We start from the raw sequence: 15,620 nt of genomic DNA on the forward strand, positions 1-15,620 counted from the left end.
CCGCCCCCGGGGCGCGCTCCTACTTGAGCTGGTCCTCGGTGTAGTAGTTGCCGCCGATGATGACGTCCTTGTAGTTGCTCTCGTCCACGATCACCGGGTCGAGCAGGTACGAGGGGACGACCTTGTTGCCGTTGTCGTAGTCCTCGGTGTTGTTCACCTCGGGCTTGCCGCCCTTGAGCACGGCGTCGGCCATCTTGACCGTGACCTCCGCGAGCTTGCGGGTGTCCTTGAAGATGGTGGAGTACTGCTCGCCGGCGACGATCGACTTGACCGACGCGAGCTCGGCGTCCTGGCCGGTCACGACCGGGTAGGGCTGGCCGCTGGTGCCGTAGCCGCTGCTCTTGAGCGCCGACAGGATGCCGATCGACAGGCCGTCGTACGGGGAGAGCACGCCGTCGACCTTGGCGTCGCCGGTGTAGGTCTTGGTGAGGATGTCTTCCATGCGCTTCTGCGCGGTGGCCGGGTCCCAGCGGAGGATCGCGGCGGTCTTGAAGTCGGTCTGGCCGCTCTTGATCTTCAGCGTGCCGTCGTCGATCTTCGGCTGGAGCACCGACATGGCGCCGTTCCAGAAGAACGTGGCGTTGTTGTCGTCGGGCGAGCCGCCGAACAGCTCGACGTTGAACGGGCCCTTCTCGCCCTTGTCCACGCCGAGGCCCTGCAGCAGCGAGGTCGCCTGCTGGACGCCGACCTTGAAGTTGTCGAAGGTGGCGTAGTAGTCGACGTTGGGGCTGTTGCGGATCAGCCGGTCGTAGGCGATGACCGGGATCTTGTTGTCGGCCGCCTGCTGGAGCTGGGAGGTCAGCGCGGTGCCGTCGATCGAGGCGACGATCAGGAGCTTGGCGCCCTTGGTGATCTGGTTCTCGATCTGGTTGGCCTGCGTGGGGATGTCGTTCTCGGCGTACTGCAGGTCGACCTTGTAGCCGAGGGCCTCAAGCTGCTTCTTGACGTTGTCGCCGTCGTGGATCCACCGCTCCGACGACTTGGTCGGCATGGTGACGCCGACCAGCGCCCCGGCGCTGCCGCCCGCGCCCGCGGACGGCTCGGCGTCGATGGTCTTCTGGGCGGAGCCGCAGGCCGTCATGGTGGCGGCGAGCGCGATGGCGGACACCACGCCCCCGATTCGTCCCAACCTCATCCTTGACTCTCTCCTCGTATGGGGGTTGCGGTGCTAAACCGTGATAAACCGGAACAAAGTTCGCGTTCGTCCTGGCTGATTGTTATCGCTAACAACTCCGCTGTCAATGGCTGAATATAACCTCCCGGAAACGTTGCGGTAACCACAGGTGAGCAGGTCAGGGGCGTGTCCGGGCCGAGAACAGGCGCTGCAGCAGGATGAAGGCGAACAGCAGGAGACCGATGAAGATCTTCGTCCACCACGAGCTGAGCGTCCCCTCGAAGCTGAGGATCGTCTGGATGAGCCCGAGCACGAGCACGCCCAGCACGGTGCCGAGCAGGAACCCGGTGCCGCCGGTCAGCAGCGTGCCGCCGATGACGACCGCCGCGATGGCGTCCAGCTCCATGCCGACCGCGTGCAGGCCGTACCCGGAGAGCATGTAGAACGACAGCAGCACCCCGCCGAGCGCCGAGCAGAAACCGGAGATCGTGTAGACGGCGATCTTCGTCCGGCCCACCGGCAGCCCCATGAGCAGCGCCGACTGCTCGCTGCCGCCGGTGGCGTAGACCGCCCGGCCCAGTCGCGTGTAGTGCAGCACGTACGCCGCGACGAGCACCACCACGGCGGCGATGAGCACGCTGGGCGAGATCCACAGGTCGGCGAACAGGTCGATCCTGGTCTGCGCGAACGCGGTGAACGTCGGGTCCTCGATCGGGACGGAGTCCGTGCCGATCGTGTAGCACAGCCCCCTGGCCAGGAACATCCCGGCCAGGGTGACGATGAACGGCTGGATGTCGAAGGCGTGCACCAGATAGCCCATGACCAGGCCCAGCCCCGAGCCGATGAGCAGCACCAGCGGCACCACCAGGTACGGCGGCCAGCCGGGCCCGGCCATCAGGGTCGCCGAGATCATCGTCGACAGCGCCACCACCGAGCCCACCGACAGGTCGATGCCGCCGGTCAGGATCACGAACGTCATCCCGACGGCCACGACCAGCAGGAACGCGTTGTCGATGAAGACGTTGAGCACCACCTGCCCGCTGGCGAAGCCGTCGTACCTGATCCCGCCCACCACGAACATGGCCGCGAACAGGCAGGCCGTCACCAGGACCGGGACGTACTTGGCGGGGATGACCCGCCCGCCGCCCAGGGAGAGCGTCGTCATGCCGTCACCCGAACCTTCTCCTCGGCCGGGCGGGCGGAGGGCGGCCGCCGCCGGCGATGGAACACCTTGTCGCGGAAGGCCGGCGACTGCACGAGGCAGACCACCGCCACCACGAGGGCCTTGAACAGCAGCGTGGTCTCGGGCGGCACGCCGATCGAGTAGATCGTCGTGGTCAGCGTCTGGATGATGAGCGCGCCGAGCACGGTGCCGCCGAGCGAGAACCGGCCACCGGCCAGCGACGTGCCGCCGATGACCACGGCCAGGATGGCGTCCAGCTCGATCCAGAGCCCGGCGTTGTTGCCGTCGGCGCTGGACACGTTCGAGCTGATCATGAGCCCGGCGACGCCGGCGCACAGGGCGGCGAACGCGTAGACCATGACGATGATGCCGCGCGAGCGGATGCCGGCCAGCCTGCTGGCCTCGGCGTTGCCGCCGACCGACTCGATGAGCAGGCCGAGCGCCAGCCGCCGGGTCAGGAACGCGGTGATCGCCAGCACCGCCAGCACGATGAGCACGCCGAACGGCACGGTCAGCCAGTAGCCGCCGCCGATCAGCTTGTAGGCCGGGTCGTTGACGGTGATGATCTGCCCGTCGGTGATGAGCTGGGCCAGGCCGCGCCCGGCGACCATGAGGATCAGCGTGGCGATGATCGGCTGGATGCCGATCCCGGCCACCAGGAACCCGTTCCACGCGCCGAGCAGCACGCTCAGCCCGAGCGCCAGCACAATCGCGATGAACACGCCCTGGTCCTGGCTGATCTGCAGGCACGCCAGCGCACCGGAGATCGCCACCACGGAGCCCACCGACAGGTCGATGCCGCCGGTCGCGATCACGAGCGTCATGCCGAGCGAGACCAGGATGAGCGGCGCGCCGAAGCGCAGGATGTCGATCAGGCTCCCGTACAGGTGCCCCTCGCGCACCTCGATCGACAGGAAGCCGGGGATGAAGGCCACGTTGACCAGCAACAGCGCGGCCAGGATCAGGAGCGGCCAGATCAGCCGTCGCATCGCCGCCATCACGCCCGGCCTCCGCTCGCGATCGTCTCCATCAGTACGTCCGTGGTGAGCTCGGGCCCGTTGGGCAGCTCGGCGACCAGCCTGCGGTCGCGCAGCACGCCGACCTTGTGGCTGAGCCGCAGCACCTCCTCCAGCTCGGCGGAGATGAACAGCACCGCCACGCCGCCGTCGGACAGCTCCGCGACCAGGCGCTGGATCTCCGTCTTGGCGCCCACGTCGATGCCGCGGGTGGGCTCGTCGAGGATGAGCAGCCGCGGCTCCAGGATGAGCCAGCGGGCCAGCAGCACCTTCTGCTGGTTGCCGCCGCTGAGGTCGCGGACCAGGTGCTCGGGGTTGGGGGGGCTGATCCGCAGCGCCTTGACGTACTTGCCGACCAGCTCGTCCTGCTGCTCGCGCGGCACCGGCCTGGTCCAGCCGCGGGTCGCCTGGAGGGCGAGGATGATGTTCTCGCGGACGGTGAGGTCCGGGATCAGCCCGTCGGCCTTGCGGTTCTCCGAACAGAATGCGATCTTGTGGCTCATCGCCGCGCGGGGCGTGCGCAGCGACGCGGGCGCGCCGCCGATCGCCACCTGCCCGCCGCCCGCGTGGTCGGCGCCGAACAGCAGCCGCGCGATCTCGGTGCGGCCCGAGCCCAGCAGACCGGCGAGTCCCACGACCTCGCCCTCGTGGATGGTCAGCGTGAACGGCTCGATGGCCCCGGGCCGGCCCAGCTCGCGGGCCTCCACCAGGGGGCGGTCGAAGGCCGCCGCCTCGCCGTGCAGCCGGTCGAGCGCGGCCAGCTCCTGGCCGATCATCTTGGCGACCAGGTCGACCTGGCTGAGCTCCCGCGTCGGGTACTCGCCGACGAGCCGCCCGTTGCGCAGGATCGTCATCCGGTCGGAGATCTCGTAGATCTGGTCGAGGAAGTGCGACACGAAGAGGATCGCGATGCCCTCCTCCTTGAGCCTGCGCATCACCCGGAAGAGCTGGCCCACCTCGTCGGCGTCCAGGCTGGAGGTGGGCTCGTCCAGGATGAGCACCCGCGCCTCGACGTCGAGCGCGCGGGCGATGGCCACCATCTGCTGGATCGCCAGCGAGTACGACGACAGCGGTGCCGACACGTCCAGGTCGAGCTCCAGCCGGGCGAGCAGCTCGCGGGCGCGGGCCCGCATCCGCTTCCAGTCGATGCGGCCCCACCGGCGGGGCTCGCGGCCGATGAGGATGTTCTCCGCGACCGACAGGTTGGTGCAGAGGTTGACCTCCTGGTAGACGGTGCTGATGCCGGCCTGGCGGGCCTCCAGCGGGCTGCCGAACGCGACGGCCTGCCCGGCCAGCTCGATCGCGCCCTCGTCCGCCTGGTGGACGCCGGTCAGCACCTTGATCAGGGTGGACTTGCCGGCGCCGTTCTCGCCCATGAGCGCGTGCACCTCGCCGGGCAGCAGCCGCAGGTCCACGCCGTCGAGCGCGTGCACGCCCGGAAACTGTTTGCCGATCCCGCTCATCCGCAGGATCGGCGCGGGTACGGCCATACGGCGTCCCTCTCCTTGGTCACGTTCCCGGGGCCGCCCCGGCGGGGCGGCCCCGGCGCGGGTCAGTACTGGCGGCTGGGCAGGGCCTGCTTGGCCTGCTCCTGGGTGAACGTGGTCTCCTCGGTCACCACGCGGGGCGGCACCTGCTCGCCCTTGACGACCTTCTTGGCCAGGTCCATCAGCTGCGGGCCGAGCAGCGGGGAGCACTCGACGATGTAGTTGATCTTTCCGTCGGCGAGGGCCTGCATGCCGTCCTTGACGGCGTCCACCGTGATGATCTTGATGTCGGTGCCGGGCGTCTTGCCCGCGCCCTCGATCGCCTCGATCGCGCCCAGGCCCATGTCGTCGTTGTGCGCGTACAGCACGTCGATGTCCGGGTTGGACTTCAGGAAGGCCTCCATGACCTCCTTGCCCTTGGCCCGGGTGAAGTCACCGGTCTGCGAAGCGATGATCTTGAACTTCGGGTCCGCCCCGATGACCTCGGCGAAGCCCGCCTTGCGGTCGTTGGCCGGCGCCGAGCCCGTCGTGCCCTGCAGCTCGACGATGTTGACCGGGTCCTTGGCGTCCTTGTACTCCTCCACCAGCCACTGGCCGGCCTTCTTGCCCTCCTCGACGAAGTCCGAGCCGAGGAAGGTCTTGTACAGACTGGTGTCCTTGGAGTCCACCGCGCGGTCGGTCAGGATGACCGGGATCTTCGCGTTCTGCGCCTCCTTGAGCACGGTGTCCCAGCCCGACTCCACCACCGGCGAGAAGGCGATCACGTCCACCTTCTGCTGGATGAAGGAGCGCAGGGCCTTGATCTGGTTCTCCTGCTTCTGCTGGGCGTCGGAGAACTTCAGCTCGACGCCCGCGCTCTTGGCCGACTCCTGCACGGACTTGGTGTTCGCAGTACGCCAGCCGCTCTCCGCGCCTACCTGGGAGAAGCCCATGACGATCGAATCATCGCCTGCGCCGGTGCCGGTGCCGGCACTGGTGGTGCCGTCACCGCCGCCGCAACCGGCCAGCACCACGGCGGCCGCCACTAGCAAAGAGATCTTCTTCAACACTGGGGGGGTGTCCTTTCTGGAATTGTGAGCGCTAACAAGGAAGGGACGACGCCCTTCCGCCAGCCGCCCGGCAGTCAGCGCCGGGCGGTGCTGGCACGACGCACGAAGGCCGGGGGCACCACGAGCCGCTCGTGCTCGCCGCCGCCCTCAATCTGGCGCAGCAGCACCCCGATGCTGTGCCGGCCGACCGCGCCGAAGTCCTGCCTGATGGTGGTGAGCGGCGGCGAGAAGAACTCCGACTCGGGGATGTCGTCGAACCCGACGACGCTCACCTGAGCCGGCACCTTCACCCCCCGCTCGGTGAAGGCCCGCAGCACGCCCAGTGCCATCTGGTCGTTGGCCACGAAGACCGCGGTGACGTCCCGCAGGCTCGCCAGGCTGCGGCCCGCCTCGTATCCGGAACGCGGGCTCCAGTCGCCGGCCAGCGGCTCGGGAGCCTGCCGGCCGGCCGCCTCCAGCGCGGCCCGCCACCCGGCGACCCGGCCCTCGGCCTCCAGCCAGTCGGACGGCCCGCGCACGTGCCAGACCGTCTCGTGGCCCAGCGAGAGCAGGTGCTCGGTGGCGAGCCTGCCGCCCTCGACCTGGTCCACGCAGACCACCGGCACGTCACCGGCCTCGCCGCCCTCGACCGCCACGGCGGGGACGTCGAGCGGCAGGTCGGCCAGCGCCCGGGCGGCCGAGCGCTGCGGCGCGACCACCACGATCCCGTCGACGCCCTGGTCGGCCAGGTAGTCGAGGGCGTCGCGGACGCCGCTCCTGTCGATGGACTTGAGGCTGACGATGCTGACGAAGTAGCCGGCCGCCCTGGCCGCCTGCTCGATGCCGTAGACCGTGCTGGCGGGCCCGTACAGGGTCGTGTCGAAGCTGACCACGCCGAGCGTGCGCGAGTGCTTGGTGACCAGCGCGCGGGCGACGAGGTTGCGGCGGTAGCCCAGCTTGTCGATCGCCTCCAGGACCCTGGTACGGGTCTCCCCGCGCACGTTGGGATGCTCGTTGAGCACGCGGGAAACTGTCTGGTGGGACACTCCGGCCTCCCTGGCCACGTCGGCCATGACAGGTGGGCGCCGCCCCTGAATGGATGCCACAACCGTGCTCCTTTCCGGGCCTGGGAAAGACTGTGAACGTTAACAACCGGTCCCGTCAAGCGTCGGTTCGATTACGGCCGCACAACAGGCCGGGGAGCTTGACGGGGAGGCGCGGGGGTCCTTAACTAGGCGGCGTTCTCCGTTGTTAACGCTCACTACGTTATGTTAACGCTAACAACACTCTGAGGAGCCCCCCACTCATGAGACGACTCGCCTTATCCGTGCTGCTGGCGGCGGGCGTGCTGACCGCTCCGGCCACCCCCGCGGCCTCCGCCGCCCAGCCGGACGCCGCCGGGCCGAACGCCGCCGCGGCGGCCGGGCCCGTTCCGGAAGGCGCGGTGGTCGACCAGTTCGACGCGGCCGCGCTCGGCCCGGACTGGACCGTGCTGGCCCCCGACGACTCCCGCTGGTCGCTGACCGGCGGCGCGCTGCGCGTCCGGTCGCTGCCCGGCGACACCTACCAGGGCGTCAACACCGCGCGGAACCTGTTCCTGCTGGACGTGCCGGCCGGCGATTTCGAGGTGGTCACCGAGGTCAGCGCCGCCGTCGCACTGGACTTCCAGAACGCGGGCATCCTGGCCTGGCAGGACTGGGACAACTACGTGCGCACCGGCCTGGCCCACGTGGGCTCGTCGGGCGGCGTGGTGATCGAGACCGACACCGAGGTGAGCGCCGCCTTCACCGCGGGCTTCGCGGCCCGGACCGGCTCCACCGGTGAGACGCTCAAGCTGGCCAGGACCGGCGACCGGTTCACCGCCTCCTACTGGGACGGCTCCGCCTGGGTCCAGGCCACCCAGGTGACCGCCGACCTGGACGTCAAGCAGGTCGGCCTGTACGCGCTGTCGGCGCAGAACGGCGCCGAGATCACCGCCGACTTCGGCTACTTCGCGGTCAAGGCCGCCGAGGGGCGCCCGGTGGTCCCGCAGGGCCCGTTCACGCTGCGCGCCGCCGGCGAGCGGCGCTACCTGAGCGCGGACCGTACGGGATCGGTCCTGGCGTCGGCGAAGCCGCCGATGACGAGCCTGGCGGTGACCGCCGAGCCGCGCGGCGACGGCGTCGCGCTGAAGGACCTGGCCACCGGCCGCTACCTGACGGCCGGCCGGGACGTCCGGCTGGACCCCACCGGGTCGGTGTTCACGCTGCGGGACGCGGGCGGCGGCAAGGTCACGGTGAGCTCGGGCGGCCGGAGCCTGTCGGTGCGCGGCGACCGGCTCGTCACCGGCGACGAGCCGGCGAAGTTCCTCGTCGAGGGCTACACCTCCGGCAAGCTGACCGTCGACGCCCGCGCGAAGGGCACCGAGGTCAGCCCCGACCTGTACGGAGTGTTCTACGAGGACATCAACCACGCGGCCGACGGCGGGCTGTACGCCGAACTGGTGCGGAACCGCTCGTTCGAGTTCAACTCCACCGACGAGCCCAGCTACACCGGGCTGACGGCGTGGAGCGAGGCCGAGCGCGGCGGCACGGCCACGCTCGCGGTCGGCGGCGACCGGCCGCTCAACCCGAACAACCGCAACTACCTGCGCCTGGACGTCACCGGCGAGGCCGGTGTGAGCAACGCGGGCTTCAACAGCGGCCTGCCGCTGAAGCGCGGCGAGTGGTACGACCTGTCGTTCTGGGCGCGCTGCGACACGGCGGGCCCGGTGACGGTCACGCTGGAGAGCGGCGCGAGCGTGCTCGGCACCGCCCGGGTGCCGGTCAAGGCGGGTGGCTGGGCCAAGTACACCGCCCGGATCAGGGCGAAGGCCACCACCGACGCCGGCCGGCTGGTGCTGCTGGCCCCGCAGGGCCGTACCGACCTGGACATGGTCTCGCTGTTCCCGCGTGACACCTTCAAGGGCAGGCCGAACGGCATGCGCGCGGACCTGGCCGAACTCGTCGCCGAGCTGAAGCCGCGCTTCCTGCGCTTCCCGGGCGGCTGCGTGACCAACGTCGGCACGTACGCCCCGTACACGGAGAACCAGGACCGGCGGCGCATCTACCAGTGGAAGGAGACGATCGGCCCGGTCGAGGAGCGGCCGGCGAACTTCAACTTCTGGGGCTACAACCAGAGCTACGGGATCGGCTACTACGAGTACTTCCAGTTCGCCGAGGACATCGGCGCCGAGGCGCTGCCGGTGCTGTCGGTGGGCGTCAACGGCTGCGGCGAGAACCGGCCGCTGACGGACGAGGCGGGGCTGGCCCGCTGGGTCCAGGACACGCTCGACCTGATCGAGTTCGCCAACGGCCCGGCGTCGTCGGAGTGGGGCGCCAAGCGGGCCGCGATGGGGCATCCCAAGCCGTTCGGGATGAAGTACATCGGGCTCGGGAACGAGGAGATCTACCCGGAGTTCTTCGCCAACTATCCCCGGTTCGCCGACGCGATCAGGGCGAAGTATCCGGACATCCAGATCATCAGCAACTCGGGCCAGACCTCGCAGGGCGCCTGGTTCGACCGGATGTGGGACTTCGCCCGGGAGCAGAAGGCCGACCTGGTCGACGAGCACTACTACAACAACCCCGAGTGGTTCCTGACCAACAACCACCGCTACGACTCCTACGACCGTGAGGGGCCGCAGGTGTTCGTCGGCGAGTACGCCTCGCGCGGCAACACGTTCTACAACGCGCTCAGCGAGGCGTCGTTCCTGACCGGGATCGAGCGCAACGCCGACGTGGTGAAGCTGGCCGCCTACGCGCCGCTGCTGGCCAACGTCGACTACGTCGACTGGGCGCCGGACCTCATCTGGTTCGACAACGACGAGGCGTACGGCTCGCCCAGCTATCACGTGCAGCGGCTGTTCTCCCGCAACGTCGGGGACCGGGTGCTGCCGAGCGCGTTCGCGGGCGACACCCGGCCGGTCGAGGACATCTCGGGCGCGATCGGGGTCGGGGCATGGAACACGCAGGTCCGCTACGACGACGTCAGGGTGACGGCCGCCGACGGCACCGTGCTGCTGGAGGACGACTTCGCGGCCGGAGCCGGCGGGTGGACGCCCGGCCTCGGCACCTGGGCGGTCCAGGACGGCGCCTACGTCCAGACCGCGCAGGTCGAGGACGCCAGGTCCACCGCCGGGTCGGCGGACTGGTCGAACTACACGGTCGAGGTGACCGCGCGCAAGACCGGCGGCGCCGAGGGCTTCCTGGTGATGTTCGGCGTGCGCGACACGGGCAACTTCTACTGGTGGAACGTCGGCGGCTGGAACAACACCCAGTCGGCCGTGGAGAAGGCGGTCAACGGCGCCAAGGCGTCGATCGCCACCTCGGCCACCACGGTCGAGACCGGCCGCGACCACCGGCTGAAGGTCCAGGTCTCCGGCCGGAAGATCACCACCTGGCTGGACGGCGTGAAGGTGAACGAGTTCGTCGACGACGCCGCCGTCAAGCCGCTCTACCAGGTGGTCTCCACCGACGACAGGACCGGCGACCTGGTGGTCAAGGCCGTCAACGCGCAGGACACGGCCGTGCGGAGCACGGTGGACCTGGGCGGCGCCCACGTCGGCCGGACGGCCTCGGTCACCTCGCTGACCGGGGCGCCCGCCGACGTCAACTCCATCGCCGACCCGGACCGGATCGCCCCGGTGCAGCATCGGCAGACCGGCTTCTCCGGGCGGTTCACGTACGACTTCCCGGCGAACTCGGTGACGTTCATCCGGCTCGGGCGGAGGTAGCGAGCGACGAGCCCGCCGCCGTCCGGGTCACGGTCGGCGGCGGGCCGGCGTCAGGGCTTGCGGGCCACGCCGCCGGCGATGCAGACGCCGCCCAGGCCGAGGGGCAGTTCGACGGGCCGCTCCGGCCGCCACTGGGGCAGGTGCACCACGCCGGGCTCGACCGGCTCCAGGCCGTCGAAGAAGCGCACGATCTCGCCCAGGTCCCGGGCCCGCCCGGTGCCCAGCATCGTGAGCAGGACGCCTTCCAGCGCCCGCACCTCCGGCGCGCACGAGCAGAAGTGCGTCAGCTGCATGTAGCTGCCCGGCGCCAGCTTCGCCTTGTAGGTGCCGACCAGTTCCTCCGGCCCCTCGTCGTCGCCCAGGTGGTGCACCACGGCCACCAGCAGCAGGCCGATCGGCCGGGAGAAGTCGAGGAAGCCCGCGACCTGCGGATGGTTGAAGATCACCTCGGGTTCGCGCATGTCCGCGGTGATGACCCGGGTGTTGTCGTTGGTCTGCAGGATCGCGCGGGCATGGGCGAGCACGATGGGGTCGTTGTCGACGTAGACGACCTTCGCGCGCGGGTTGACCCGCTGGGCGACGGAGTGGGTGTTGTCCATCGTCGGCAGGCCGGAGCCGATGTCGAGGAACTGGTCGATGCCCTGCTCGGTCATGTACTGCACGCCCCGGAAGAGCATCGCGCGGTTCTGCCGGGCGCCCTCGCCGCCGTCGGGGAAGTGTTTCATCCCCTCGGTGGCGATGGCCCGGTCGACCGCGAAGTTGTCCTTGCCGCCGAGGAAGGCGTCATAGACCCGGGCGATGCTGGGTCTGCTCGCGTCGATCTCCGGGGGCAGATAGTCCGGGTCCTGGTGCGTCCACTTCGGGGTTCCCTCGCCCATGGTCACCTCGTCGGTCGGCGTCGGATGGGGTTGGAGCATAGCGATCACGGCTTCGGTCCGCAGATCGAGCTGAAACTTTCATCCGGCGATCACCCCATCCGGTCACATGCGTGCGGTCGAGTCCCGGATGACGAGGCGGCAGGCCATCTTGTGGACCCCCGGCGTGGCCTTCCCGTCGATGGCCGCGAACAGGTGCTGCGCGGCCGTGCGGCCGAGCCGTTCGAGGTCCGGGTCGACGGTGGTCAGCGGCGGGCGGGTCTCGGCGGCCAGCACCTCCCAGTTGTCGTAGCCGACCACCGCGAGGTCGTCGGGCACCCGCCGGCCCAGTTCGCGGGCCGCCTCCACGAACCCGGCGGCGATCTGGTCGCTGCCGCAGAACACCGCGTCGAACTCCGGCCCGGCGGTCAGCAGCATCTCGGCCGCGTGCCGCCCCCACCGCTGCGACCAGGTGCCCCACAGGGTCTCGCCCGCCTGCGGAAGACCGGCCGAGGCCAGCGCCGCGCCGAGCCCCTCGGCCCGGTCGCGCGCCGCCCGGTAGTCGGCGGGCCCGGTGACGTGCGCGATCCGCCGCCGCCCGAGCGCCAGCAGGTGCTGCACGGCCAGCGTCGCCCCGCCCACGTCGTCGGGCACGAACGACACGTCCGCCGGGTCGTCCGACGGCCCGTAGGCGTAGACGACCGGCACCGGCAGGTCCTTGCTGACCGACGGCCGGGGGTCGGTGCTCTCCCCCACCACGATCAGCCCGTCCACCCGGCGCGACAGCAGCGCCCGCAGATGGTGCTGCTCCCGGATCGCGTCGCCGCGCGCGTCGCACAGCAGCACGGCCATCTCCCCCGCGCCGAACGCGTCCTCCGCGCCCATCAGCACCGGGATGCCGAAGCGGCCCTCCAGGTCGGAGGTGAGCAGCCCCACCGTGCGCGTCTGCCCCGACAGCAGGCCCCTGGCCAGCGCGTTCGGCTGGAACGCGAGCTCCTCGGCGGCCGCCAGGACCCGCTGCCGGGTCGAGGCGCGCACATCCTGGCGCCCGTTGAGAGCCTTGGACGCCGTGGCGATCGACACCCCCGCCAGAGAGGCCACGTCACTGATGGTCGCCCGCCTAACCGCCATGTTCGAAACCCTTTTCAGTCACTTGCCACCTAGCCGAGACCCTAACACCCATTGACATGGTGCCATGTTTCTTTTACGTTTCCGAAAACCTTTAAGTCCAACGGGGGACCGAAGGAGTCATCATGAGACGACTGGCCGGGATCGCGACCCTCGCTCTGTTAACGCTCACAGCAGCGTGCGGCGGCGGCGGTGGCGCGCAGGAACCCGCCGAAGGACCGGTCACCATCACCATGTGGACCCGCGCGGCCACCCAGGCGCAGAGCGAGCGGCTGGTGGAGGCCTACAACAAGAGCCACAAGAACCAGGTGAAGCTGACCGTCATCCCGACGGACAACTACCAGCCACGCATCGCGGCCGCGGCCGGGGCCAAGCAACTGCCCGACCTGTTCGCGGCCGACGTCATCTTCGTGCCGAACTACACCTCCCAGGGCCTGTACCTGGACGTCACCGACCGGATCGCCACGCTGCCGTACAAGGACAGCCTCGCGCCCTCGCACATGAGGCTCGGCACGCTGGACGGCCGGCAGTACACGCTGCCGCACACGCTCGACCTGTCGGTCTGGTTCTGGAACAAGGACCTGTACGAGAAGGCCGGGCTGGACCCCGAGCAGGGCCCCAAGACGCTCAAGGAGCTCGCCGAGCACGCGACCGCGATCGACGAGAAGCTCGGGAAAGACGGCAAGGTCCACGGCACGTTCTTCGGCGGCAACTGCGGCGGATGTTACGTCTTCACCTTCTGGCCCTCGGTCTGGGCGGCCGGCGGCCAGGTGATGGACGAGCAGGGCACCACCTCGCTCAACGACCAGAAGGCGATGACCGACGTGTTCGCCATCTGGCGCGGCCTCTACGACAAGGGCGTCACCGGGCCGACGGCCAAGGAGGAGCAGGGCCCGACGTGGACCGGCTTCTTCCCCAAGGGCGAGATCGGCGTGATGCCGATGCCCTCGACCACGCTCGGCCTCATGCCGGCGGACATGAAGATCGGCGTCGCGCCCATCGCCGGCCCCGACGGCGGCGAGTCCACGTTCGTGGGCGGCGACTCGGTCGGCGTCTCGGCCACCACGAAGAACGCGGACGCCGCCTGGGAGTTCCTGTCCTGGACGGTGTCGGACGAGGCGCAGGTCGAGGTCATGGCCAAGAACAAGGACGTGCTCGCGCGCACCGACCTGGCCGAGAACAAGTACTCCGCCGAGGACCCGCGCGTGGTGCTGATCAACTCGCTGGTGGCCAAGGGCCAGACCCCGTACGCGCTGCGTTTCGGCCAGACCTACAACGACCCGCAGGGGCCGTGGCTGCGGCTGGCCCGCGAGGCGGTGTTCGGTGACGCCGCGAAGGTCGGCGAGCTGAACGCCCAGATCACGAAGTCGCTGCAGCAATGACCTTGACGATCACCAAGTCCGGACGGCAGGCGGCGCGCGGGGCGCCACCTGCCCGATGGCGCGGCCGCAAGGCCCAGGGCTGGCTGTACGCGGCGCCGACGGCGGTCATCGTCGGCGTGCTGTTCCTCGCGCCGCTGGTGCTGGTCGGCTGGATGTCGCTGAACCGCTGGCCGCTGCTCGGCCCGGCGGCGTTCAACGCGCCGGACAACTACACGAAGATCGCGAGCAATCCGCTGTTCGTGGACGCGGTGCTCTTCACGCTGAAGTACACCGCGATCACCACCGTGCTGCTGTCGGCGGTGGCGCTCGGCCTGGCGCTGCTGGTGCAGGAGCGCCGTCCGGGCGTCGGCTTCTTCCGCACCGCGTTCTTCCTGCCGGGCGCGGTCGGCTTCGCGGCGGCGGCGCTGCTGTTCTACGGGATGCTGAACCCGGACTTCGGCCCCGTCGACCCGATGCTGCAGGCGCTCGGCATCACCAGCGAGCCGGTGAAGTGGATCGGCACGCCGAACATGGCGCTGTTCTCGACGATCATGCTGGTGCTCTGGCGGTTCGCCGGGTTCAACATGCTCATCCTGCTGACCGGCCTGCAGGCCATCCCGGTCGAGGTGTACGAGGCGGCCAGGAGCGACGGCGCGAACCGGTGGCAGATCTTCACCAGGATCACGCTGCCGCTGCTGCGGCCCACGCTGGCGCTGATGCTGATCCTCAGCGTCACCGGCTCGCTGCTGGCCTTCGACCAGTTCTTCATCTTCACCAACGGCGGCCCGGACAACAGCACGGTGTCGATGGTCATGGTCGTCTACCGGGACGCGTTCTTCCGCTTCGACCTCGGCGGCGCCGCCGCGCTGTCGGTCGTGCTGCTCGTGGGCCTGGTCGGCCTGAACACGCTGATGATGAGGAGGCTGCGGTGAGCCGGCATCTCACGCTCGGCGCACTGGCGGTGCTGTTCCTGTTCCCGCTGGTGTGGAGCGGTTACGCCTCGCTGGAGGACCCGTCCAACTACCTGGAGATGGCGAGCTACGGTGAGGGCGTCGGCACGTACGCGGCCAACAGCGTGCTCGTCTCCGCCCTGACCGTCGGCGGCACGCTCGTCGTGTCGGCGCTCGGCGGCTACGCCTTCGCCCGCTTCGACTTCCCGGGCAAGAACCTGCTGTTCCTGGCCACCCTGGCGATCCTCATGGTGCCGTACGCGACCATCCTCATCCCGCTCTACGTGCTGCTCGGCTATCTCGGGCTGCAGAACTCGCTGGTCGGGCTGTCGCTGGTGTTCGTGATGTTCCAGCTGCCGTTCGCGCTGTTCATGATGCGCAACGCGTTCGAGGGCATCCCGCGCGAGCTGGAGGAGGCGGCGCTGGTCGACGGCTGCGGGACGTTCCGGGCGTTCTCCCGCATCCTTCTGCACGCCGTACGTCCCGCGCTGGTCACGGTGGGGCTGTTCGCCTTCCTCGCCTCCTGGAACGACTTCTTCGCGCCGCTCATCCTGCTCAACGACGGCTCCTCGTTCACCCTGCCGGTGGCCGTGGTCAGCATGACGCAGGGCACCTTCGGCGCGATCGACTACGGCATGCTCCAGGCCGGCGTCATGGTCATGGCCATCCCCTGTCTCATCCTCTTCATCGTCCTGCAGCGCCACTACGTGCGCGGCTTCATGTCGGGAGCATTGCGTGGCTGATCG

The 15,620-nt window shown here is 69.6% G+C and carries 12 protein-coding genes; 4 read left to right on the forward strand and 8 right to left on the reverse strand.

Going from position 1 to position 15,620, the window contains the following annotated elements; genetic code table 11:
• Positions 1-19: 19 nt before the first annotated feature.
• The 6 genes from chvE to ADY59_RS14875 form a co-directional block, all read right to left on the reverse strand.
• Positions 20-1,135 (reverse strand): multiple monosaccharide ABC transporter substrate-binding protein, encoded by a 1,116-nt coding sequence (gene chvE / locus ADY59_RS14850; RefSeq protein WP_049562509.1) that lies wholly within the window; start codon positions 1,133-1,135, stop codon positions 20-22.
• A 157-nt stretch (positions 1,136-1,292) separates the two neighbouring features.
• Positions 1,293-2,279: a galactofuranose ABC transporter, permease protein YjfF gene (gene yjfF, locus ADY59_RS14855; RefSeq protein WP_049562511.1), complete on the reverse strand. Its 987-nt coding sequence runs from the start codon at positions 2,277-2,279 to the stop codon at positions 1,293-1,295.
• On the reverse strand, positions 2,276-3,286 hold the full coding sequence (locus ADY59_RS14860) for an ABC transporter permease (protein ID WP_082310109.1): 1,011 nt from the start codon (positions 3,284-3,286) through the stop codon (positions 2,276-2,278). Before ADY59_RS14860 ends, yjfF begins: the two co-directional genes overlap by 4 nt.
• An 8-nt stretch (positions 3,287-3,294) precedes the next feature.
• The gene (locus ADY59_RS14865; protein WP_049562515.1) at positions 3,295-4,803 is read right to left on the reverse strand and encodes a sugar ABC transporter ATP-binding protein; all 1,509 of its coding nucleotides are present in this window, start codon (positions 4,801-4,803) and stop codon (positions 3,295-3,297) included.
• Between the two features lie 62 nt (positions 4,804-4,865).
• Positions 4,866-5,849, reverse strand: coding sequence for an ABC transporter substrate-binding protein (locus ADY59_RS14870; RefSeq protein WP_049562517.1), 984 nt, complete (start codon positions 5,847-5,849; stop codon positions 4,866-4,868).
• A gap of 74 nt (positions 5,850-5,923) precedes the next feature.
• Entirely contained in the window at positions 5,924-6,901 is a 978-nt protein-coding gene (locus ADY59_RS14875) for a LacI family DNA-binding transcriptional regulator (RefSeq protein ID WP_049562518.1), read from the reverse strand.
• A 233-nt stretch (positions 6,902-7,134) separates the two neighbouring features.
• On the opposite strand from ADY59_RS14875, the gene ADY59_RS14880 reads away from it, so the two are divergent.
• Positions 7,135-10,581 carry an alpha-L-arabinofuranosidase C-terminal domain-containing protein gene (locus tag ADY59_RS14880; RefSeq protein WP_082310108.1) on the forward strand — a complete coding sequence of 1,149 codons (3,447 nt, stop codon included), beginning with the start codon at positions 7,135-7,137 and terminating at the stop codon, positions 10,579-10,581.
• Positions 10,582-10,631: 50 nt separating this feature from the next.
• Here ADY59_RS14880 and ADY59_RS14885 read toward each other — a convergent pair whose 3' ends face one another.
• Positions 10,632-11,498: an SAM-dependent methyltransferase gene (locus ADY59_RS14885; protein WP_231618721.1), complete on the reverse strand. Its 867-nt coding sequence runs from the start codon at positions 11,496-11,498 to the stop codon at positions 10,632-10,634.
• 63 nt (positions 11,499-11,561) lie between these two features.
• Complete coding sequence (locus ADY59_RS14890; protein WP_231618722.1) at positions 11,562-12,536, reverse strand: LacI family DNA-binding transcriptional regulator; 975 nt, start codon at positions 12,534-12,536, stop codon at positions 11,562-11,564.
• 152 nt (positions 12,537-12,688) lie between these two features.
• Here ADY59_RS14890 and ADY59_RS14895 point away from each other — a divergent pair, with 152 nt between their 5' ends.
• From ADY59_RS14895 to ADY59_RS14905, 3 genes are read left to right on the forward strand one after another with little or no spacing between them, the layout of a single operon-like run.
• On the forward strand, positions 12,689-13,945 hold the full coding sequence (locus tag ADY59_RS14895) for an ABC transporter substrate-binding protein (RefSeq protein ID WP_049562521.1): 1,257 nt from the start codon (positions 12,689-12,691) through the stop codon (positions 13,943-13,945).
• Positions 13,942-14,856: a carbohydrate ABC transporter permease gene (locus ADY59_RS14900; protein ID WP_049562522.1), complete on the forward strand. Its 915-nt coding sequence runs from the start codon at positions 13,942-13,944 to the stop codon at positions 14,854-14,856. The genes ADY59_RS14895 and ADY59_RS14900 overlap by 4 nt, the downstream gene beginning before the upstream one ends.
• Complete coding sequence (locus tag ADY59_RS14905; RefSeq protein ID WP_049562524.1) at positions 14,853-15,617, forward strand: carbohydrate ABC transporter permease; 765 nt, start codon at positions 14,853-14,855, stop codon at positions 15,615-15,617. The genes ADY59_RS14900 and ADY59_RS14905 overlap by 4 nt, the downstream gene beginning before the upstream one ends.
• Positions 15,618-15,620: the final 3 nt, after the last annotated feature.

This window comes from Nonomuraea sp. SBT364 (genome assembly GCF_001083785.1).
Lineage (GTDB): Bacteria > Actinomycetota > Actinomycetes > Streptosporangiales > Streptosporangiaceae > Nonomuraea.